Here is a 21,725-nt window from a genome sequence, read left to right as displayed (position 1 = left end):
GAACAGGACAGTGAAATGACTCAGCGCCGATGATAGTGCGGATTCCCGTGTGAAAGTAGGTCATCGTCAGGCTAATATCCCCAAAAACCCCCGTCTCCCACAGAGGCGGGGGTTTTTGCTTTGCGGCGCACGAGCGCGCTATATTCGTGCAGTCGACGTCAACCAAGTCTGAGAGGTGCGAGTCATGAGCGCATTGAATTTCCCGACCTTCTCACGCGCGGAATTGTTCGATGTGCTGCGGCGTGCACCCAAGGCCGAGCTGCATATGCATATCGAGGGCTCGCTGGAGCCCGATCTGATGTTCAAGCTGGCGCAGCGCAACGGCATCGCATTGCGCCACGGCAGTGTCGAGGCCCTGCGGGCGGCCTACCGGTTCGAGGATCTTCAGAGCTTTCTAGATATCTATTACGCCGGCGCCGCGGTGCTGCTGACGCAGGCCGACTTCTTCGACATGGCATGGGCTTACTTCGAACGTGCCGCAGCGGACAACATCGTTCACGCCGAGTTGTTCTTCGATCCGCAGACCCATACTTCTCGTGGCGTCAGCATGCAGGATGTGATGCAAGGGCTGCATCGGGCCGGCGTGAAGGCGGGCCTGGAGCTTGGTATCAGTGTGCAATGGATTCTGTGCTTCCTTCGCCACCTCAGCGAGGCGGACGCGCTCGCGACCTTGCGTGAGGCGCTACCTTACCGTGAGATGATCAGTGGCGTCGGTCTGGACAGCAGCGAGCTGCACAACCCGCCGGACAAATTCGCCCGCGTGTTTGAGCAGGCTGCCGCACTGGGCCTGCATCGCGTGGCTCACGCCGGTGAGGAAGGGCCGCCGGCCTACATCTGGAGCGCCCTGCGAGATCTGGGTGCGCAGCGCCTGGATCATGGCGTTCGTTCGACCGAGGATGCCGATCTGTTGAGCTATCTGGCGCGGGAGCGCGTGCCGCTCACGGTCTGCCCGCTGTCCAATGTGAAGCTGCGGGTGTTCGACCGCCTGGCCGATCACAATCTGCCGGCCTTGCTCGACGCAGGCTTGTGCGTGACCATCAATTCCGATGATCCGGCCTATTTCGGCGGGTACCTGAATGACAATCTGCTGCAGACCTTCGAGGCGCTGCCGCAGCTGGGTGTCCCGCAGGCTTATCAGCTGCTGCGCAATAGTTTTGAAGCGAGCTTCATCGACGGGCAGACTCGGCAGCGCTGGATGGGCGAGCTCGATCGTGCTTTCGGTTTGGCGTCTTGACTTGCGCCGGTCTGTGCGTGGCCCGCTGCCGCCACTCGGTAGGCGATAGGCCTGTCTGGCGCTGATAGAAGCGGGTGAAGTAGGCTGCGTCGGCAAAGCCGAGGCCGTGCGCGATTTGCTTGACACTCATGCTGGTGTAGGCGAGCTCGCGCTGCGCCTCCAGCAGCACTCGGCCCTGCATCAGGCTCGATGCCGAACAATCCAGCACCTGCTGGCATACCCTGTTGAGCTGCGTGGCGCTGATGCCCAGCCCGGCCGCGCAGGCGCCGAGCGCGGGCTGCTGCCGGAACTGCTGTTCGATCAGGGCGCGAAAGCGCTGCACATGCTCAAGCGCCCGCCCGGCCGGTCGGTGCGAATTGGGCAGTTCTTGCTGCGCCAGCAGGCGTCCGCAGTGAAGCAGCAACTGCATCAAGGCCGTGTCGATGCCCAGCGAACGCCAGTCAGCCGTGCTCAGAAACTCCTCGCGCAGGTGCGCGGCTGCACCGGTCAGCGATGCAGCCGATGCGGCAGTCAGGTTCAGGACATCGGCCCTGCGCAGCAGCTCCTCCAAGCGCGGTTCCGCGCTGAGCAGTTTGTTGATGTGTTGGTCCAGCACCGTGATCACGAGGCCCTGCACAGTTGGCTCGAAACGAAAGCCGTGCACGGCATGGGGCGGCAGGATGAAGACGCAGGGCCCCTGGGTGCTGCGCTCCACACCGTCCAGACTCAGCTCACAGCCGCCTTGCTCGATCCAGAACAGCTGGAACAGTGATTGGTGCCGATGCGGCCGGATCTCCCAGTCATGCAGTCGGCTGCGCTCGGCGATCGACTCGCAATGCAGCCAATCCACTTCAAGGGTCAGGCCTTGCTCGCCGTGACGGGTGTAGGTGGGCAGGGGTGATTCCACGTCGAACGAATCCTGTGCTGCGCAGGCTGTTGCTGCTGATGCTATGGGGCGCAAGTATGCGGTCTCGCGCCCCAGGCTGCGCCATCTCTGCGACGACAATAGTGGCTGGCCGGGCGCCGCCCTGGCCATTCACCCTCGGAGTCATCATGAAGAGCGTCACTTCTAAAATACGCAGGCTAGCCACGGCCTTGCCCTGTCTCTCGTTCGCGTCAGTGTCGTTGCTGGCTGTGCCCAGCGCGGCGGGCGATGTGCCTAAAGTAGGTTTTGTCTACGTCAGCCCTATTGGAGATGCCGGCTGGACCTACCAGCATGAGCTGGGGCGCCGTGCGCTCGAGAAGGACCTGGGGATCAAGACCACGGCCGTAGAGGGTGTGGCCGAGGGGGCCGACGCCGAGCGCGTGATGCGCGATCTGGCCGCCCAGGGCCATACATTGATTTTTGCGACCAGCTTTGGCTATCTGGAGCCGGCGCTGCGCGTGGCGGCGGACTTTCCGTCGCTGAAGATCGAGCATGCGGGCGGCTACAAGACGGCCCCCAATCTCAACACCTACAACGCCCGTTTCTATGAGGGGCGCTACCTGGCCGGCCTGTTGGCGGGCAAGAGCAGCCGCAGCGGTGTGGCGGGCTATGTGGCCGGGTTTGCCTTGCCCGAGGTTGTGCAGGGCATCAACGCCTTCACCTTGGGCATGCGGGCTGTCAACCCCAAAGCACAGGTCAAGGTCATCTGGCTGAACGCCTGGTATGACCCCCCGCGTGAACGCGAGGCCGCGCTGACTCTGATCAACCAGGGCGCCGACGTGCTGACCAACCACAGCGGCTCGCCCGCCGTGCCACAGGCTGCCGAAGAAAAGGGTGTCAAGCTGATCGCCTACACCAGCGATATGCGACGCTTTGCTCCGACCGCGCAGCTGGCGGCGGTCACCCATCACTGGGGCGGCTACTACACGCGGGTCACCCAGGCGGCCAGCGTCGGCCGCTGGCAGCCGCAACCGGTCTGGGGTGGGCTCAAGGACGGCATGGTGCAACTCAGTGCCGTCCATCCCTCGGTCGGCAAGAGCACGCGGGCGCTGCTGGAGCAGCGCCGCCACGATATCGTGCTCGGCCGTTTCCAGCCATTCTCGGGCAGGCTGGTCGATAACGAAGGACAGATCCGTCAGGCCAGCGGGGCGATGAGCGACCCGGCCATCGCGACGATGAACTGGTTTGTCGACGGCGTGCAGGGCAAGCTCACCAAATAGCACGCCTGGGCAACATCGCCTGTCCTAGACTTCCGTGCAATGGCATGGCCTGGGAGGGCAGATGAAAAGTACTGTGTTGAAACCGTGGCTGGCGCTAAGTCTGTCGGTGTTCGCGTCGCTGGCGGCCGGGGCCGCCAGCGTCACGGCGGTCAGTCCGCAGGGGGAGGTGGCACAGGCCCGCCAGCTGCGGCTGAAGTTCTCGCAGGCCGTGGTCCAGCAGGGCGATCCGCGTTTGCCCGACCCGGCACGGCTGGTCTGCGAGGGCTTGCCAGCCTTGTCCGGCAGCGGCCGCTGGTCCAGCGCCAGCGAATGGTTGTTCGACCTGAACGAGCCGCTGCCGGCAGGCGCGCGCTGCAAGATCGAGCTGCGCGCCGAGTTCAAGCCGCTCAGCGGTGAGCTCAGCGGCCCGCGCGAATTCGGCTTCAACACGGGCGCGCCTAGCATCGTGCAGACCGAGCCCTGGGCCGGCAGCCAGATCGAGGAGGAGCAGAACTTCCTGCTTCAGTTGACCGGCCCGGTCACCGAGGCCAGTGTGAATCGCCAGGCCTGGTGTGAGGCTGAGGGCATCGGCGAGCGTCTGCCGGTCAGGGTTGTTGCCGGTGCGCCGCGCGAGGCCGTGCTCAAGGCCCGGCGCATTGCGTCCAAGGCAGCGGACCGCTGGTTGCTGCTGGCCTGCCAGCGACCGCTGCCGCCCGGCGCCAAGGTGCAACTGGTCTGGGGGCCAGGTATTGCCTCGGCGCTGAACCCGCAACTGCTGACCCGTGCCGAGCAGCGTTTGGACTACCGGGTGCGCGAGCCGCTGACTGCAGAGTTCAGCTGCGAGCGTGAGCGTGCCGGTGCGCCTTGCCTGCCGATACGGCCGCTGTCGCTGCGCTTTTCCGAGCCGGTGCCGCGCGCGCTGGCGATGCAGGCTAGGCTCAAGCCCGCCAGCGGCGCGGCCATCGCGCCGCAGTCCGACAAGGACGACAAATCGCCCGAGACCAGCGAGATCCGTTTCCCGACCCCCTTGGCCGAGAACGCCAGCTTTACGCTTGAGTTGCCCGCTGGCCTGAAGGACGCCAGCGGCCGCGGCCTCAGCAATGCGGCCAGCTTTCCGCTCAAGGTCGCCACTGGCGGCGCGCCGCCGATCGCCAAGTTCGCGGCCGCGCCCTTTGGTGTGATCGAACGCGAGGCCGAGGGGCCTGCCCTGCTGCCGATCACGATGCGCCATGTGCAGCAAGACCTGGCCCCCGGGCAGGCATCTGGACCAGCGCTTGGCAGCACGGCCGGCCAGGTCCGCATCAAGCGCCTGAACACCGACGCCGAAGTGTTGGCAGCCTACTTGCGTGTCAAGCGATGGCATGAGTCCCAGTTGCCGGCGCGCGAGCTGGGCCTGCCGTCCTCGCAATGGACCGAGACGCACAGCGAGACCAATAGCCGGGGCCAGACCATCAGCCGCAAGGTCGATCGCTATGTCGCCACCCGCGAGGTCGCGATGCTGGAACAGGACGCCAGCGCCCAGCGTCTGGATCTGCCGGTGCTGGCACAGGGCAAGGGCGCGCGCCCGTTCGAGGTGATCGCGCTGCCGATCAGCACGGCCGGCTACCACCTGGTGGAGCTGAGCTCGCCGCGTCTGGGCCGGGCCTTGCTGGACAAGGCCGCGCCCATGTATGTGCGCACCGGCGTGCTGGTGACCAATCTGGGCGTGCATTTCAAGTGGGGCCGCGAGAACAGCCTGGTCTGGGTCACCAGCCTGGACCGCGGCCGTCCCGTCGCCGGCGCCGAGGTGGCCGTGAACGACTGCCGTGGCCAGCGCCTGTGGGTGGGTAAGACCGATGCGCAAGGCTTGGCCACCGTGCCGCAGGCGCTGGAGATGCCGCGCGGGCAGCGATGCGAGGGTGAATACGGCTTTTTCGTCACGGCCCGCAAGGCCGAGGACATGGCTTTTGTGTTTAGCAACTGGAACCGTGGCATCGAGTCCTGGCGCTTCAATGTGCCGACGGCACGCGGTGCTGCGGCCGACGCCCGCGCCCACACAGTGCTGGACCGCAGCCTGCTGCGCGCCGGCGAAACCGTGTCGATGAAGCACTTCTTCCGCATCGAGACCGGCCTGGGTCTGAGTCTGGCCAGGCCCGAGCAACTACCCACCCGCCTGAAGATCACGCACGAAGGCAGCGGCCAGGAGTTCGTCCAGCCGCTGCAATGGGAAGGCAGCCGCAGCGCGGCCTCCAGCTGGAACATCCCGCCCGCCGCCAAGCTGGGCGTGTACCGGCTGGAGCTGGAGCGAGAGGGCGCGGACAGCAGCCAGCGGCGCAGCTGGCCGGCCGGGGACTTCCGGGTCGAGGAGTTCCGCGTGCCCCTGGTCGAGGCGCGCCTGTCCGCACCCAAAGGTGTTCTTGTGGCGCCTGCGGAGTTGCAGATCGGCGCACAGCTGAACTATCTCTCGGGCGGCGGCATGGCCGCTACGCCGCTGCGAGTGAGCGCACTGCTGAAGCCGCGCGGCGTCGCCTTCCCGGGCTATGAGGACTTCAACTTCCAGCCGCCCGGCGACCCTTCGCAGCCCGGCGCTGACGAGGACGCAGAAGAACCCTCGGCTCAGCGCGATGCCAAGCTGGTGGCTGACAAGTTGGCCTTCACAACCGACCGCCAGGGGGCGGCCAGCATCGTACTGAAGGCCTTGCCCAAGCTGGAGCAGCCCAGCGAGCTGCTGACCGAGGTAAGCTTCAACGACCCCAACGGCGAGCTGCAGACCGCAGCCCAGTTGCTGCCGCTGTGGCCCTCCAAGCTGGTGCTGGGCCTGAAAGCGAGCTCTTGGGCCAGCAACCGCGGCAAGGTGAGCTTCAAGGTGGTCGCGCTCGACACAGCCGGCAAGCCACTCGCCGGCCAGAAGATCGCGGTGCGCGCACGCCTGACGCAGACTATCAGCAGCCGCAAGCGCATGGTCGGCGGCTTCTATGCCTACGACAACCGCAACGAGCTCAAGGACCTGGGCGAGGTCTGCGGCGGCACGAGCGATGCCAAGGGCCTGCTGCAGTGCGAGGCCGCACTGGATACGGCCGGCCAGATCGATTTGATCGCGTCCGCCAAGGACGGTGACGGTCGCTCGGCCCAGGCCGCCACCGGCGTTTGGATCACCGGCCAGGGCGAGCTCTGGTTTGCGCAGGACAATGACGACCGCATCGATGTGCTGCCCGAGAAGCGGGCCTACGCTCCCGGCGAGACCGCGCGCCTGCAGGTGCGCATGCCCTTTCGCGAGGCCACGGCCCTGGTGGCGATCGAGCGCGAGGGCATTCTCGACACCCAGATCGTGCAGCTGCGCGGCGACGATCCGACCGTCGAGATCAAAATCAGCAAGGCCTGGGCGCCCAACGTCTATGTCTCGGTGCTGGCGCTGCGAGGCCGCATCCGCGATGTGCCTTGGTACTCCTTCTTTAGCTGGGGATGGAAGGCGCCGCGCGACTGGTGGCGCGACTGGCGTGCCAGCCGCGACTATCAGGCGCCCACGGCCATGGTCGACCTGTCCAAGCCGGCCTTCAAACTCGGCGTCGCCAGTCTGCAGGTGGGGCTGGCCGAGCACCAACTGCAGGTCGCGGTGACGACCGACAAGCCGCAGTACGGCGTGCGCCAGACTGTGCAGGCGCGCATCAAGGTCAGCCAAGACGGCAAGCCGCTGGCCGGCGCCGAGCTGGCCTTTGCCGCTGTCGACGAAGGCTTGCTGGCGTTGCGCCCCAATAGCAGCTGGGATCTGCTCACCGCGATGCTGCAGCAGCGCAGCTGGGGCGTGCAGACCGCAAGCGCTCAGAGCGAAATCATCGGCCGACGCCACTATGGCCGCAAGGCCGTCGCGGCTGGTGGCGGCGGCGGGCGCGGTGGCACGCGCGAGCTGTTCGACACCTTGCTGCTTTGGAAACCCAGCGTCCAGCTCGATGCCAAGGGCGAAGCCCTGATCGAGGTGCCGCTGAACGATTCGCTGAGCAGCTTCCGACTGGTGGCTGTTGCCGACGCTGGCGCGCAGAAATTCGGCAGCGGCGCGGCCACAGTGCGGGTCACGCAGGACCTGCAGCTCTTGTCCGGCCTGCCGCCGCTGGTGCGCGAGGGCGACCAGTTTCAGGCCATGCTGACGGTGCGCAACACCACCGGTCGGGAGATGAAGCTGCGTACCAGCTTGGCCGGCACCGTGAACAGCGCAGCGCAGGCCATCACGCGCACGCCGCTGGCCCTGCCGCCGCAAGACCTGACTCTTGCGGCTGGCGCCGCGCGCGAGCTGCAGTGGCCGGTCACCGTCCCGGCCGGTGCGTTCAGCCTGGGCTGGGAGGCAGAGGTGGTGGAGCAGGGCGGCGCCAGCGGGGCGGCCCGCGACCGCATGAAGTTCACCCAGGCGGTGGTGCCGGCCGTGCCGGTGCGCGTCTTGCAGGCCAGCCTGGCGCAGCTTGAGGGGCGCTTGAGCCTGCCGGTGGCCGCGCCGGCCGATGCTTTGCCGGCGACGGGCATCAAGCAGGGCGGTCTCAATATCGCGCTGCAGCCACGCCTGACCGGCGCCCTGCCGGGCCTGCGCCGCTTCTTCGAGAGCTATCCTTACACCTGCTTGGAGCAGCTCGGCTCCAAGGCCCTGGGCCTGCAGGACGACAAGCAGTGGCAGGCCTTGATGGCGCGGCTGCCGACCTATCTTGACGCCGAAGGCCTGGCCAGCTACTTCCCGCCCAGTGCCGACGCGGCACCGCGCGGCAGCGACAGGCTGACGGCTTATCTGCTGTCGGCCAGCCATGAGGCGGGTCAGATCTTGCCCGAGCAGGCGCGCACGGCCATGCTGGACGGGCTGACGGCCTTCGTCGAGGGCCGTATTGCGCGCCAGACCTGGTCGCCCACGCCGGATTTGGAGCTGCGTCGCCTGGCCGCGCTGGAGGCCTTGTCGCGCTATGGCCGGGCTCATGCGCGCATGCTGTCCACGGTGGATGCGCGCAATGTGTCGAGCTGGCCGACTGCCGCGCTGATCGACTGGCTGCTGATCCACCAGCGCATCAGCGCCGCACCCGAGCGCGACAAGCGCCTGGCCGAGGCCCAGGCCCAGCTGCGCGGGCGCCTCAGCTATGCCGGCAGCACGCTGAAGTTCAGCAACGAGGTCAGCGATGCCTGGTGGCTGATGGACAGCGCGGACGGCAATGCGGCGCGGCTGATTCTGGCCGTGCTCAATGAGCCGAGCTGGAAGGAGGAGCTGCCGCGCCTGCTGCAGGGCGCGCTGGGTCGCCAGCAACGCGGTGCCTGGTCCACGACCACGGCCAATCTCTGGGGTGTGCTGGCGCTGGAGAAATTTGCCGCACGCTTTGAGGCCGGCAAACCCACTGGCAAGACCGTGGCCAGCCTGGGCGGCACGAGCCTGAGCCTGGACTGGGCGGCGCGGGCCGAGGGCGGGGCGCTGCTGCTGCCCTGGCCTGCGGAGCCGGCCGCCACGCTCAACGTCGAGCAGCAGGGCAGCGGCAAGCCCTGGATGACTGTGCAAAGCCTGGCCGCCATTCCGTTGAAGGCGGCGCTGAACTCGGGCTACCGCGTCACCCGCTCGCTGCAGCCCATTGAGCAGAAGACCAAGGGCCAGTGGAGCCGGGGCGATGTTGTGCGGGTGCGCATGGAGCTGGACGCCCAGGCCGATATGAGCTGGGTGGTGCTGTCCGACCCGGTGCCCGGCGGCGCGACGATTCTCGGCTCGGGCCTGGGCGGACAGTCCGGTATCGCGGTTCAGGGTGAGCGTCGCGAAGGGACGGCCTGGACCGCCTATGAGGAGCGAGGCTTCGAGGCTTGGCGCGGCTATTACGAGTTTCTGCCGCGCGGCAAGCATGTGATTGAGTACACGGTCAGGCTCAATAATGCGGGCCGCTTCCAGATGCCGCCGACCCGGGTCGAGGCCATGTACGCGCCCGACAGCTTTGGCGAGCTTCCCAATGCCGCGCTGGAGGTCGGGCCTTGAAACCGAGCTGGCTGCTCGCTGTCTTGCTGGCCTGCGGCTCTGCGGCCCATGCCTTGCCCGGCTTTGCCGAGTTCCGCAGCGCGCACAAGGTCTCGGACCCTGTGCTGCTGGATCGCCACGGCGAGCCGCTGCAGAGCTTGCGCCTGGACAAGAACCGGCGCGCGCTGCCCTGGGTGCCGCTGGCGCAGATGTCGCCGGCGCTGTTGCAGGCCCTGCTGCTCAGCGAGGATCGGCGCTTTTATGAGCACAGCGGCGTGGACTGGAGTGCCGTGGCGGCCAGCGCCTGGGGTAATCTGTGGAACGAGCGCACGCGTGGCGCCTCGACCTTGACGATGCAATTGGCCGGCCTGATGGATGCGGACCTGGCGCGCCCGGCGACGGGCCGCAGTGCGACTCAGAAATTGGGCCAGGCCTTCAGTGCCAAGCGCCTGGAAGCGCGCTGGAGCAAGGCGCAGATTCTCGAGGCCTATCTGAACAGCGCACCGTTTCGCGGCGAGCTGGTCGGCATCGCGGCGCTGTCGCAAACCCTGTTCGGCAAACGGCCCGGCGGGCTCGACGCGCAGGAGGGCGCGATCGCTGCGTCGCTGTTGCGCGCGCCGAACGCCAAGCCAGCCGTCGTGGCCCAGCGCGCCTGCGCGGTGCTCAAGGAGCAGGGCCTGAGTTGCGCCGGTGTCGAGGGGCAGCTGACGGCCGCGCTGCAACGCCGCGCCGGCATGCCTCTGGGCGAGCAACTGGCGCCGCACTACGCGCGCCAGTTCTTGCGCGCCGACGGCCCGGCGGCGCAGCCAAGCAGCCTGGATGGCCGCTTGCAGCGCCTTGCCGTCGCGACCCTGAAGCGCCAACTCGCAGAGCTCAGCGGGCGCAATGTTGAAGACGGTGCGGTCCTGGTGTTGGATAACGCCAGCGGCGCGGTGCTGGCCTGGGTCGGCTCCAGCGGTGGCAGCCTGTCAACGGCGCCCGAACTTGACTTCGTACTGGCACGGCGCCAGCCCGGCTCGACCCTGAAGCCCTTTGTCTACCAACTGGCGCTGGAAAAGCGCTTGATCACTGCCGCCAGCCTGCTGGACGATTCGCCGGCCCAGCTCAGCACCGGCCACGGACTTTATCTGCCGCAGAACTACGACCGCAGTTTTCGCGGCTGGGTCAGCGCCCGCGCCGCCTTGGGCAACAGCCTGAACGTGCCGGCTGTGCGCCTGGGCGCGATGCTGGGCGCCGACGCTTTGTTCGAGCGCCTCAACAGCTGGGGCCTGGCCCTTCCCGAGAGCGGCGGCTACTACGGCGATTCGCTGGCCCTGGGCAGCCCGGACGTGAGCTTGCTGGCCCTGACCAATGCCTACCGTGCGCTGGCCAATGGCGGGCGCTGGGGCCCGGTGCCCGGCCGCCCGCAGCGCCGCGTCGCGGACGCGGCCAGCGCCTTCATCGTCAGTGACATGCTGGCCGACAACAGCGCGCGCGCGCTGACTTTCGGCCTGGATAGCGAGCTGGCCACGCGGGGTTTTGCGGCCGTCAAGACCGGTACCAGCAAGGATCTGCGCGACAACTGGTGCGTCGGCTTCAGCGAGCGCTACACGGTGGGCGTCTGGGTCGGCAATGCCGGCGGCGAGCCGATGCATGGGGTCAGCGGCATCAGCGGGGCCGCGCCCGTTTGGCAGGCGCTGATGGCCTATCTGCACCGCGAGCTGCCATCGAAGGCACCGGCCGCGCCGGCGGGCCTGCTGCGCCAGAGCGTGGCGTTCGAGCCCGGCGGCGAGCCGGTGCGTCCGGAGTGGTTCGTGCGCGGCACCGAGCAAGTCCGCATGCGCGCCAGCGCCCAGCAAGGGGCCCAGCAAATGGCCGGCATCGCCAATCCGCGCGATGGCGCGATCTACGCGCTGGACCCCGACATCCCGCCGGCCGCGCAGAAGATCCGCTTCGAGGGCGAGCCCGGTGTCTGGATGCTGGACGGCAAGCGCCTGGGTCGCGGCGCCCGCCACAGCTGGGCGCCTTGGCCGGGAAGGCATGAGCTCAAGCTGCTGGGCTCGCGGGGGCAGGTCTTGCACTCGATCAAGTTCGAGGTGCGCGGCGCGACGCTGAAGACCGCCAGCACCGGCGCTCAGCGGTAGAGCGTCTGCGCATAGTCGCTGCGAACGGCCTCGGCGCGCTCGCTACCCAGCGCCTGCAGCACCGGAGCCCAGGTCGCGTCATAGGGCAGCGGGTCGGTCGGATCCAGGCTGGTGTGCGGCCAGTCCGACCCCCAGACCATGCGGGTCTTGAAGAGCGTGGCCACCCGCGCGATCAGCGGCTGCATCAAGGCATAGGGTGGCCGTGCATTGAGCCGGTACCAGCCCGAGAGCTTGATCCAGGCGCCACCCCGTGCCAGAGCTTCCAGCGCGTGCCAGGCCGGATCTGTGTCGGGCGTGTCGGCCATCAGTCCGGCCAGATGGTCGAGCACGAAGATCAGGCCGGTCTGAGCCTGCAGCCGGGCCAGTTGCGCCAGCTCGGCGCGGTCCACATACCACTGCACGTGCCAGCCGCGTTCGCGCAGCCTGGGTGTCAGACTCAGCAAGGCCTCGGCGGGATCGGCGCTGCGACCCACCGGGGAGACCCGGTTGAAGCGAATGCCGCGCACGCCGGCGGCGTGCAGCAGGTCCAGCTCGGCATCGTCGACCTCGGGCGCGACGACGGCAATGCCGCGATGCCTCCCGGGCGCGGCCTGCAACGCCTGCAGCATCACCGCGTTGTCGCAACCATAGACGCTGGGCTGCACCAGCACCAAGTGGCCAACACCGGCCGGTGCCGCATGGGTTTCTATTTCGGCCAGACCGCGGGTGGCGGGGCGGTAGTGCCCCGCGAGCGTGGCAGCCGATGCTGAGAACACATGGACATGACAGTCCCAACCATCGTCAAGCCTGATCTTATTCACGGGTGATGCCACGCTCTTTGACCACGCGACTCCACAAGATCTGTTGCTGTTTCAGAAAGGCTGCAGCCTGCTGATCATTGCCGGCGAACACATCGCCGCCCAGCGCGCGGATGCGGCCCAGCACCTCGGGGTCGGACTTGGCTTTTTGCAGCGCTGCGACCAAGGTCGCGCGCACATCGCTCGGCAGGCCGGCCGGCGCTAGTACCGGATTCCATTCCAGCACCTCATGACCTTTCACGCCGGCCTCGGCCATCGTCGGCACCTCGGGCAGGCTGCGCGAGCGTACGGTTGCGGTGACCGCCAGTGCGCGCAGCTTGCCCGACTGGATATGTCCCAGCGAGGACGCCACATTGGCAAAGAACAGCGGCACCTGGCCGCCCATCACATCCGTCATGGCCGGGCCGCCGCCACGGTAGGGCACATGGATCAGCTTGACCTTGGCCAGGTCTTCGAACAGCGCGCCTGCCAGATGCTGGGCCGAGCCATTGCCCGAGGAGGCATAGGCGATGTGCCCCGGCTTGGCCCGCGCCAGACGCAGCACATCGGCCACGCTCTTGGCCTCGAAGCTGGGCGTGCAGACCAGCACATTGGGGAACTGTGCAATCAGACCCAGCGGAGTGAAGGCAGTCGCGGTGTCATAGGGCAGCTTGGGGAATAGCGCCGGGTTGACCGCAAAAGACGAGGCATCGACCAGCAAACTCGTGCCATCGGGAGTGGCTCGCGCCACCTGGTTGGCGGCAATCGTGCCGCTGGCGCCGGGCTTGTTCTCGACCACGACGGGCTGGCCCAGCGCCTCCGCCAGCTTCGGCGCGATCAGGCGGGCGATGATATCTGCGCCGCCGCCGGGCGGGTAGCTGACGACCAGAGTGACCGGCTTGCCGCCGGCGATGGCCGCCGCAGCGGGCCCGATGGCCCAAGGGGCAAGCATGGACGCGCCGGCAGCACCGAGCAGCCGGCGGCGGGTCTTGGAAGGATTTGAATTGTTCACGGCAGGGGCCTTTCGGTCGGGGTCAGGAGATGGAGACGGTGTAGTGAAAGGCGTGGGCATCGCCGCGCGAGCTGCGCCATTCGATGCAGCGCCCGCTGATGTCGAAGGCCTGGCGCTGAACGATGGCGCAGGGGTGAGCGGTGGGCAGCTGCAGGGCTTTCGCATCGGCAGCGCCGAGTTGGCCGAAGCTGATCTGGTCGACCGCGCGATGCACATGGACGCCGCAGGCCGCTGCCAGATGCGGATAGAGCAGGTCGCCCCAGCTGGCGGTATCGCTGTGCTGCAGCGCCGCGCACAGCGGCAAAGGCAGCCAGATCTCCTCGGCCAGCCGCGGCAGCCCGTCCAGCAGCCGCACCCGCCGCAGCCGCAGCACCGCTTCGCCGCTTGGGAGGCCCAAGATATGGGCGAGGCCCGCCGGCGCCGCCAGCGTCTGGCGCGAGACGATGCGGGACTTCGGTGTCTCGGTGCCGTCGCCGAAGCGGAAGAAACGCAGCATCGGCGCGCCGCTCAGGCCGGCGCGCACAAAAGTTCCACGGCCGTGAATGCGTTCGATCAAGCCCTGCTCGACCAGCAGGGCAAGCGCTTGGCGCATCGTGCCCAGCGCGACGCCATGTTGGCCGGCCAGCGTCTGCTCGGCCGGCAGCGCGCTGCCGGGCGGCCATTCACCGGCCACGATGCGGCTACGCAGCGCTGCCGCCAGCGCGCCATAGCGGCTCAGGCCGGGCGGCTGCTCGATGGGCGCGGCGATATGGGCTGGCATCTAGATCTAGTCCTATAGAGGTGTAGATCAATGTAGCGCGTCTCGGTCGGCGCCGTCAAGTGCTAGGCAAGGCCCACAGGAAAGCGATGATTGCCCGCCCCCAGCCGCGCTGGGCATACTCACCCATCATCATCATCATCAACAACAACAGGGGATGCTGGATGCGATGCAATGCGATGCGATGGATGGCCGCCGCCAGCCTGGCCGCCCTGGCCCTGCTGCCGACCGTGGCCACGGCCCAGCCCAAGGTGCTGCGCTATGCCAGCGCCTTCGATCCGCAGACCATGGACCCCCATGCGCTGACCTTGCAGTACCACTCGCGGGTGGTGACGCAGATCTATGAGGGCCTGGTCAACCGCGATCAGCAGTTCCGGCTCGAACCCTCCCTGGCCCTGTCCTGGGCCCCGCTCGATGCCAAGACCTGGCGCTTCAAGCTGCGGCCCGGGGTCAAGTTCCACGACGGCAGCGCCTTCACCGCCGACGATGTGGTGTTCTCGATAGCGCGCGCGCTGCAGCCGACTTCGCAGCGCGCCGCCCAGCTGCGCGGCGTGCTCGGCGCGCGCAAGGTCGATACATTGACCGTCGACCTGCAGCTCTCCGACCCCGACGCCATACTCCCCGAGAAGCTCTGGCTGATCGCGATGATGAGCAAGTCCTGGAGCGAGAAGCACCAGGTGACGAAGCCACAGGACTACAACGCCAAGCAAGAGACCCATGCGGTCCGCCAGGCAATGGGCACCGGCCCCTTCATGCTCAAGCAGTACGAGGCCGATGTGCGCACCACCCTGGTCGCCCACCCGGCCTGGTGGGGCCGTGCCACGCACCCAGGTAATCTGGACGAGGCCCAGTACCAGGTGATCCAGTCCGATGCGACGCGGCTTGCCGCGCTGCGCTCGGGCCAGGTCGATTTCGTCATCGATCCGCCTTTTCAGGACGTGGCCCGGCTGCGCCAGGACCCGGGGCTGAAGCTGCTGGAGACCGCCGATATCGGCACGCAGTATCTGGCCTTCGACCAGCACCGCGAGGAACTCGCCGGCAGCAATATCCAGGGGCGCAATCCCTTCAAGGACCTGCGGGTTCGCCGCGCTGTTTATCTGGCCATCGATATGGACCTGATCGCGCGTCAGGTCTTGCGCGGCCAAGCGGTGTCCACTGGCAGCCCGGTCGCCAGCCTGGTCGATGGCTATCTGCCGGCGCTAGAACGGCGCCCTGCAGCCGACCCGGCGGCAGCCCGTGCGCTGCTGAAGGAGGCCGGCTACCCGCAGGGGTTTTCGACCAGCATGGACTGTGTCAACGTCTCCTACCGTCAGGCGGTCTGCCAGGCCATCACCGCGATGCTGGAGAAGGTAGGCATCAAGGCCAGCCTGATCGCCTCGCCCAGCAGCCTGTTCTTCCCCAAGCTGAGCCAGGCCACCGGCAGCCTTCTAGAGTATGGTTGGACCCCGGGCGGAGACGCCTGGAATGTGTTGAATTCGCTGGTGCGCAGCCACGGGCCGGCGGCCGGCGCTTTCAACGCCGGCCGCTACAGCAACAGCCGGCTGGACAACTTGATCGACGCGATTGCCACCGAGCCCGATCTGGCGTTGCGTCGCCAGCGGGTCGGCGAGGCGCTGAACCTGATGCGCGCCGATTTGCCCCTGCTACCGCTCTACCGCATCAAGCACAGCTGGGTGATGCGGCCCCAGGTGCAGGTGGTGCAGTGGCCCAATAGCGTGCTGGAGCTGCGCTGGGTAAAAGTCGAGTGACGCAGTTTCCCTTGTTCGCAGGTTTAAGCGACCCTGTGATTCGTGTTGGGATGAAAACAGCCTCGAAGTGATTGATTGTCATAGAGGCTTGATCGCTTGCGCAACGCTCGGAAACGCTGTCTTGGTTCCGGCGGGAACCGAAAGTGCGGCGTACGTAGTTGCATTGATAGCAGCTTTTCAGCTGCCGGCTTAGAGCGTTCCTCGGTTTGTTCCCCCATGATTGAGGTGCTACCTTGGTGCGGGCTTTTGTCGTTCCTTGATCTGGTGATTCCTGGGTTCGTTGTTGGCGGACTCATTAAGACGTGATGCATCTTGCTGGGTCGCGCCTGGTGCCGATTCTTAGCAAAAATGAGCGCCCGCCGAGCCCCGAACCCAACGGAAACGTGTGTCATGGGAAACGCCACTTTCGTCCGCCAGCCGTGAGCCCATGCGCCATGCAGCGGCAGCAGCCGTCGCGAACGGTTGACCATTGACTTCCGTCGGTATGGCCCCGCGCTGACCGCCATCGCGCGCTCGCGCCGCATGAGTGCGCCTGCGCTGACCAGGTCCGTCCTTGGCGAGTGGCTAGACGCGCAGGCTGTTGGCGTTTCACCTGTCGGTGCGATGGACATGGCGCGGGTCGCGTCAGTTCCGCTTCACAAAGAGGCACCGTTCGCCATGGTGACCCAGCGCATGCCCGCAGCGCGGGCCGTCAAGCTGGCCCGCGCTGCGCGTGCGGCCGAGTTATCGCAGTGGATGTACGTCGCGCAGCTCCTGGATGCGCAGTCAGAGGAAGAACCTCTGGATGCCAGCCCCAAGGCGCTAGTGTCGTCGCTGGCGTGATCCAACGCCAAGCTGGCGGCCTTGAACAGTGGTCTGAAGGCCCTGGGGCGCGCACTGGACGAGTCCTCGTCCCCTGAGTTGGCGGGCCTCGATGTCCTGGTGGCAGGGTTGACCGCCGAGCTGGGTCAGCATCTGGCCTCTGCCGCTCCCCAGATTGCGGCAGTGCCGGCGTCATGGCGCCAACCGGCCCGCAAGCCCGATGGAGGGTGAACGACATGGCGCCCCCGACCTCATCCTCAGTGATCGACGGTGTGCGAGTGCAATGGGGTGAGCGGCTGTTCTATCGTAAGCGTCTTGCCGAGGCACCTCGAAGGGCTAGGCTGATCAAAGCATGCTGATGTCCACTGAGGTTTAGTGGAGTAGTACGGACTATGTCGACCCCGAACGAAGCTGGCCGCGGTGGACGCAGGCGGCGCATTCACAGTGCTGAGTTCAAGGCCCAGGTTGTCGCGGCATGTAGCATGCCCGGAGTGTCCAAGGCTGCGGTGGCGATGGCGCATGGAATCAACGACAACCTGGCCCGGCGCTGGGTGGTAGACGCCCAGCAGCGTGAGGGCAGCACTTCGGTCGGTCCCGAGAGGTCGATATTGCCGGCGTTCGTGCCGCTGCAGTTGCCGGCACCTGTTCAGGAGGCGGCCGCTGTTCGCATTGAACTCAAGCGCGGTCAGCTGGCGATCAGTGTGAGCTGGCCCTGCAGCGCCGCCCAGCAGTGCTCCGCCAGGATGCGTAAGCTGCTGGCCTGTATCTGAGTCCGTCGGACAAGGCGCTGCTCGTCTGCGTGGACGAAAAGAGTCAGTGCCAGGCTTTGGAGCACACGCAGCCGATGTTGCCGATGGGCCTAGGCTACGCCGAGGGCGTGACCCACGACTACAAACGCCACGGCACCACCAGGCTACTTGCAGCGCCCAACGTGGCCAACGGCGCCGTGCTGGCCGCGTGCAAGCCACGGCACAGGCATCGGGGGGGGGGCTGTCCTTCCTGCGCGAGATCCGAGATCGACAAGGCGGTGCCGGCCGAGTTGGACATTCACTGCATCTGCGACAACTAGGCGAGTCATAGCAATCCGAAGATTGAGGCGTGGCTGGCGACGCGTCCACGTTGGCACATGCACTTCACCTCGACTTACAGCTCCTGGCTGAATCAGGTTGAACGCTTCCGGCTTCTTCGCGCTGATCACCGACAAGGCGATTCGCCGCGGCTCATTCACCAGCGTCAAGCAACTCGGGCGACGTATCGACCACTTCGTCGCCGCGCATAACGCGAATTGCCAGCCATTCCGATGGACAGCGACGACCGATTCCATCCTCGAAAGCTCCATCGACTTTGTTCACGTATTAGCGGGACAGGACACTAGCCATCAATGGTTCATCGCCCGTGATCGACTACCGTTGTGCAGCGTTAGCGGCCATCCAGTTGGCTGTTTCGAGCCGTATGCTTTCGGAAGAAGCTGCCACTCGCCAGGGGCTGGTCCGGATTCCCAATAGGTGAGCGGCAGGCGCAGGGTTTGTGGGGTGTTCGGACATCAAAAGCGCATGGCACCATTGGGGTCGAATGCTTTTGCCCATAGCAAGTGGAGACTGGGGACAGCCGCACGCATTTGGAGAAAGCAATCGTTCACCTCGTTGGTCATATTGCGCTTGCGTGGCGGATGTGGTGGCGCGCAGGCCCACGGCTTCGCTTTGCCGGGCCCTGTGGAGCAAGCGATAGCGCATGTTGGTCAGCTGCAAAATGAACGAGCAGTACCAATCAGTCGATTGAACCTGCGACATCAGGTTTCGGCCGCGCTCGCGAGCCTGCATGTGAAACGTTATCGCCATAGTCCTCCGCTCACGAAGTGACAACACGATGCTGAATAAACTCTGGAACGATCCTGTTTGGAGCAAGGTGATTTCGAGTGCCATCTGGGTAGTCATGGTCTCGGTAACAGGCTCGCTGACGAACTATTTCTTTAATTGGTGGCCGGCCATTGAAGGGCTTGTTCCTGATTTCGCAGCTAACGCTTCAATGACTCTGAACTGGCTGCTCGCCAATCTTGTGTTTTTTGTTGCTCCCGTAACTTTGTTTTTGCTCGCGTGCATCTGCCAGCTTGCCGCGTCTGCGGCGGTGGAAAAGCTCAATCGGCGGATCAACTTGAACCCTCGCCTTGTCTTCTTTTCTGCTCCGATGGCTCTTCTTTTACTGGCGTGTATTTGGCAGATAGTCTTCTCGTCGCCGGTGTTGCATTTCCCGCGTCAGGTTAAATATGGTGATAGCAAGGCCGTTGAATTGGTGACCAATGAATTCAGCTCCAAAGACCTCCAACAGATCGCCGAACGGATGGTGGGAAGCCTGCTCGAAACAAGCGTTCTCCGGGATCGGCCCATGGTGACAATTTCGACAGTCAAGAACAAGACCAGTGAGTACATCGACACCACCAATGTCATGAACTCGATCCAGACTTCGCTGGTCAAATCGGGCAAGGTGCGCTTTACACGGTCGATCCAGGAAATGCCGCAGGGTATCGATGAATTGAATCGCCAAAATCGCAGCGAGCTGTACCCGCCGAAGAACCGGGCTGCGGTCGGCCAGATGGAGGCCGCCAAGTTCGCCCTTGAAGGTGAACTGACCAGCATCGTCAAGCAGACCGCTTGGACGAAGGATGTTTTTTACAAGTTCACACTGAAGATGTTCGACGTCGAGGCAGGCACAATCGAGTGGCAGGAAGAAGAAGAGATCCGCAAGACAAGCGGACGTTGATTCATTACGACACAGATGATCCAGCGGGCAACGCGATGCCGGTCAACGCGTTGGGTCCCCGCTTTCCGCCAACGCATAGCGTTTGAATTGAACGGCTGCCCTCAGGCTCAAGCCGGTTTCGGGATCAACTGCTGGGCCTTACAGCCGGGCGGCAGCGACCAAGTCCGCCAAACTGGTGTCAAGGGCCTGCGCAATTTGGGCGGCCAATACGAGCCCGACGTTCTGCCCCCCACGCTCGACGCTGCTTATGTACGAGCGGTCAATTCCCGCCTCGTGGGCTAGGGTTTCCTGAGATAGGCCAAGACTCAGTCGCCGCTCTCGAACAGCTGCGCCAAACGCCAACAGTGTTGGCGTTTGGGCATGACGTGGGGACTGGCGAGGCATCCTCCGATGTTTTGCTATTGACGTCAATAGCACCACGGACGATCATCCACACATATTCATGTGTGTGCACGGACTGATTGGGAGAACAAGCTCCCCCGAATCTGTCACGTGCGTTTCTGTCAATCCCGTCATCAGCCCTGCCGCAACTCGCACTGCGGCATGGTCATCCTGATTCACAGGAGGGTGCCCATCATGAAGAACCTACCCCCCGTCTTCGCCCGTATCCGAGACGCCCTGCGGCGGCGCGGCAGCTCGACTCAGGATGCCGAAGACATCGTCCAGGAAGCCTGGGTGCGGCTGGCTCGCTACGAGCGAGGGCAGGTCGTCGACAAGCCCGAGGCCTTCCTGATGCAGACGGCGCTGAACCTGGCCATTGATGAGCACCGGGGTCGGGTCACCCACGGCGAGCAGGTCGTGCTCGAAGAGGTGATCCTGGTCGACGACTCGCCGCCCGTCGAGGCCGTGGTGCTCGGTCGTGAACGCCTGGCGCGGCTGCACATTTGTTTGGGGCGCCTGTCCGAGAAGAGCCGGGACATCTTCCTGGCCCACCGCCTGGACGGGCTGACCTACCGGGAGATCGCGGATCAGCACGGCCTGAGCATCAGTACCGTGGAGAAGCACATCGCCAAAGTTACGATGCAACTCATCACCGGGATGCAGGACTGGCGAACGTGATTGGCGCAGAGGGGCGGGACGGGCAGGGGGAAGAAAGACAAGGGTCCGAGCCCGTCGTGACGCGAGAGATCGCGGCCGAGGCGGCGGTCTGGATCGCCCGGCTGCATGGGCCGGATCGATCGAATCACATGGAACGTGAATGCCTAGCTTGGCAGGCGCGCTCTGCGGCACATCGGCTGGCCTTCGAGCGCGGGACGGATCTGTGGATGGAGGCGGCGGGCGTCGACCGGGCGGCTGTGGCCCGTGCAGCGACGGCCAGCAGGCCCGAGGGCCGAGGTGGGGAAGGGCAGGGCGCCAGCCCCGCGAATGGTTACCGCCACGGATGGCATTGGCCGCGCCCCTGGGCGCTCGCTCTTTCTCTTACAGCGACGGCCCTCGTGGTCGGCGCGCTGGTGTGCCAGCCCTGGCGCGACATCGACAGCTACGACACCGGCGTCGGCGAGCAGCGCTTGGTGATCCTGGGGGATGGCACCCGGATGTCGCTGAACACCTCGACCCGGGTGAAGGTGGAACTCGACCAGACCCAGCGCCGTGTGCGTGTGGACGGCGGAGAGGCGTTCTTCGAGGTGGCCAAAGATGCGAGCCGGCCCTTTGTCGTGCAGGCCGCCGGTGCGGAAGTCACCGCCACCGGGACGGCCTTCGTGGTGCGGCTGACACCGCCAGGTGCAGGTGCGCTTGAGTCGCTCGATGTCACGCTGGTGGAAGGCCAAGTGTTGGTGCGCGAGGCCGAGAGACGCGTTGCAGCCGCCAGGAGCCTGCCGCCCATCGTGATGGCGGCCGGCGAGCGGCTGCGCGTGCGAGGCGATCAAGGCACGAGTGGCGGCGTCACGGCTGCACCCGCACAGCCGCAGCGTGATCGGCCGCGCATGGACCAGGTGCTGGCCTGGAAGCGCGGCGAAGCGGTGTTCGACAACGCGACGCTGCCGCAGGCGCTGGCCGAGATGAACCGCTACAGCACGACGCCCATCATGGCGGACCCCAGCCTGGCGGTCCTGCGGATCAGCGGCCTGTTCAAGACCGGCGATAGCGCTAGCTTTGCGCAGGCGGTGGCCACCTTGCACGACTTGCGGGTTCGAGAGCTTCCGGATCGGCTGGAACTGCTGCCGAGGTAGTCCCAAGCGGCTCGTACCCGTGCCAGGGGAGCGCGGGCCGGCTCTGGCGACGGTCGGCACTGAGGCATAGCTGGGTGAGGCGGCGCCGTGGGCTGCGAGGTGGGGCTGCAGAGAGGGGATCCGAGCCGACGCGGTCTGTCGAATGACTTCCCGTCGAACGGTGCTGGTGCTGACTTGGATACCCGCGTCCGGCAGGTTCCGGCAGATCGCCGCCAGGGTGTAGCCTTCTTGCGCGCGAAGCTTGGAGATCGCGGCTTGGTAGTGCCGTGCCTTGCGGGTGATGCGGTCGGACGCCTCGGTCGGTG

The 21,725-nt window shown here is 66.0% G+C and carries 16 protein-coding genes and 1 pseudogene; 12 read left to right on the top strand and 5 right to left on the bottom strand.

From position 1 onward, the window contains the following. The first annotated feature begins 184 nt into the window (after window positions 1-184). On the top strand, window positions 185-1,234 hold the full coding sequence (locus tag OOZ63_RS28010) for an adenosine deaminase (protein ID WP_266009054.1): 1,050 nt from the start codon (window positions 185-187) through the stop codon (window positions 1,232-1,234). Here the strand turns inward: OOZ63_RS28010 and OOZ63_RS28005 are convergent. Beyond that, window positions 1,167-2,120, bottom strand: coding sequence for a helix-turn-helix domain-containing protein (locus tag OOZ63_RS28005; RefSeq protein WP_266009052.1), 954 nt, complete (start codon window positions 2,118-2,120; stop codon window positions 1,167-1,169). The genes OOZ63_RS28010 and OOZ63_RS28005 overlap by 68 nt on opposite strands. Before the next feature lie 146 nt (window positions 2,121-2,266). On the opposite strand from OOZ63_RS28005, the gene OOZ63_RS28000 reads away from it, so the two are divergent. From OOZ63_RS28000 to pbpC, 3 genes are all read left to right on the top strand, one after another. Beyond that, window positions 2,267-3,358 (top strand): BMP family ABC transporter substrate-binding protein, encoded by a 1,092-nt coding sequence (locus tag OOZ63_RS28000; protein WP_266009050.1) that lies wholly within the window; start codon window positions 2,267-2,269, stop codon window positions 3,356-3,358. Window positions 3,359-3,419: 61 nt separating this feature from the next. After that, window positions 3,420-9,296, top strand: coding sequence for an alpha-2-macroglobulin family protein (locus OOZ63_RS27995; RefSeq protein WP_266009048.1), 5,877 nt, complete (start codon window positions 3,420-3,422; stop codon window positions 9,294-9,296). Then, a complete protein-coding gene (gene pbpC, locus OOZ63_RS27990) occupies window positions 9,293-11,398 on the top strand; it encodes a penicillin-binding protein 1C (protein WP_266009046.1) in 2,106 nt (701 codons plus the stop codon). Before OOZ63_RS27995 ends, pbpC begins: the two co-directional genes overlap by 4 nt. On the opposite strand, the gene OOZ63_RS27985 is transcribed toward pbpC, so the two are convergent. The 3 genes from OOZ63_RS27985 to OOZ63_RS27975 all read right to left on the bottom strand — a co-directional run bounded on the left by OOZ63_RS27985 (window position 11,389) and on the right by OOZ63_RS27975 (window position 13,946). Beyond that, a complete protein-coding gene (locus OOZ63_RS27985; RefSeq protein ID WP_266009044.1) occupies window positions 11,389-12,198 on the bottom strand; it encodes an amidohydrolase family protein in 810 nt (269 codons plus the stop codon). The genes pbpC and OOZ63_RS27985 overlap by 10 nt on opposite strands. Next, entirely contained in the window at window positions 12,191-13,126 is a 936-nt protein-coding gene (locus tag OOZ63_RS27980) for a tripartite tricarboxylate transporter substrate binding protein (protein ID WP_266009057.1), read from the bottom strand. The genes OOZ63_RS27985 and OOZ63_RS27980 overlap by 8 nt, the downstream gene beginning before the upstream one ends. 82 nt (window positions 13,127-13,208) lie before the next feature. Beyond that, window positions 13,209-13,946, bottom strand: a complete 738-nt coding sequence (locus OOZ63_RS27975) for a GntR family transcriptional regulator (RefSeq protein ID WP_266009042.1) — start codon at window positions 13,944-13,946, stop codon at window positions 13,209-13,211. An 86-nt stretch (window positions 13,947-14,032) separates the two neighbouring features. On the opposite strand from OOZ63_RS27975, the gene OOZ63_RS27970 reads away from it, so the two are divergent. The 6 genes and pseudogenes from OOZ63_RS27970 to OOZ63_RS27945 all read left to right on the top strand — a co-directional run bounded on the left by OOZ63_RS27970 (window position 14,033) and on the right by OOZ63_RS27945 (window position 19,249). Beyond that, a complete protein-coding gene (locus OOZ63_RS27970) occupies window positions 14,033-15,691 on the top strand; it encodes an ABC transporter substrate-binding protein (protein ID WP_266009040.1) in 1,659 nt (552 codons plus the stop codon). Window positions 15,692-16,348: 657 nt separating this feature from the next. Next, window positions 16,349-16,513 (top strand): hypothetical protein, encoded by a 165-nt coding sequence (locus tag OOZ63_RS27965; RefSeq protein ID WP_266009038.1) that lies wholly within the window; start codon window positions 16,349-16,351, stop codon window positions 16,511-16,513. 21 nt (window positions 16,514-16,534) lie between these two features. Then, a complete protein-coding gene (locus OOZ63_RS27960) occupies window positions 16,535-16,723 on the top strand; it encodes a hypothetical protein (RefSeq protein ID WP_266009037.1) in 189 nt (62 codons plus the stop codon). Between the two features lie 161 nt (window positions 16,724-16,884). Next, window positions 16,885-17,262, top strand: a complete 378-nt coding sequence (locus tag OOZ63_RS27955; protein WP_266009036.1) for a transposase — start codon at window positions 16,885-16,887, stop codon at window positions 17,260-17,262. Continuing rightward, window positions 17,250-17,867, top strand: a pseudogene (locus tag OOZ63_RS27950) (IS630 family transposase); the annotation flags it as partial. The gene OOZ63_RS27955 and the pseudogene OOZ63_RS27950, both read left to right, overlap by 13 nt. Window positions 17,868-18,676: 809 nt before the next feature. Further along, window positions 18,677-19,249: a penicillin-binding protein activator LpoB gene (locus tag OOZ63_RS27945; protein WP_266009056.1), complete on the top strand. Its 573-nt coding sequence runs from the start codon at window positions 18,677-18,679 to the stop codon at window positions 19,247-19,249. 138 nt (window positions 19,250-19,387) lie between these two features. Here the strand turns inward: OOZ63_RS27945 and OOZ63_RS27940 are convergent, their stop codons facing one another. After that, window positions 19,388-19,633, bottom strand: a complete 246-nt coding sequence (locus OOZ63_RS27940) for a helix-turn-helix transcriptional regulator (protein WP_266009034.1) — start codon at window positions 19,631-19,633, stop codon at window positions 19,388-19,390. Window positions 19,634-19,825: 192 nt separating this feature from the next. Here OOZ63_RS27940 and OOZ63_RS27935 point away from each other — a divergent pair, with 192 nt between their 5' ends. Both OOZ63_RS27935 and OOZ63_RS27930 read left to right on the top strand, forming a co-directional pair. Further along, window positions 19,826-20,308, top strand: coding sequence for an RNA polymerase sigma factor (locus OOZ63_RS27935; RefSeq protein ID WP_266009032.1), 483 nt, complete (start codon window positions 19,826-19,828; stop codon window positions 20,306-20,308). A gap of 56 nt (window positions 20,309-20,364) precedes the next feature. Further along, window positions 20,365-21,420 carry a FecR family protein gene (locus OOZ63_RS27930; protein WP_266009031.1) on the top strand — a complete coding sequence of 352 codons (1,056 nt, stop codon included), beginning with the start codon at window positions 20,365-20,367 and terminating at the stop codon, window positions 21,418-21,420. The last annotated feature ends 305 nt before the right edge of the window (window positions 21,421-21,725 follow it).

It is taken from the genome of Paucibacter sp. PLA-PC-4, assembly GCF_026241155.1.
Lineage (GTDB): Bacteria > Pseudomonadota > Gammaproteobacteria > Burkholderiales > Burkholderiaceae_C > Roseateles_E.
The sequence above is the reverse complement of the archived record's forward strand: the minus strand, read 5'-3'. Positions and strand labels throughout refer to the sequence as shown.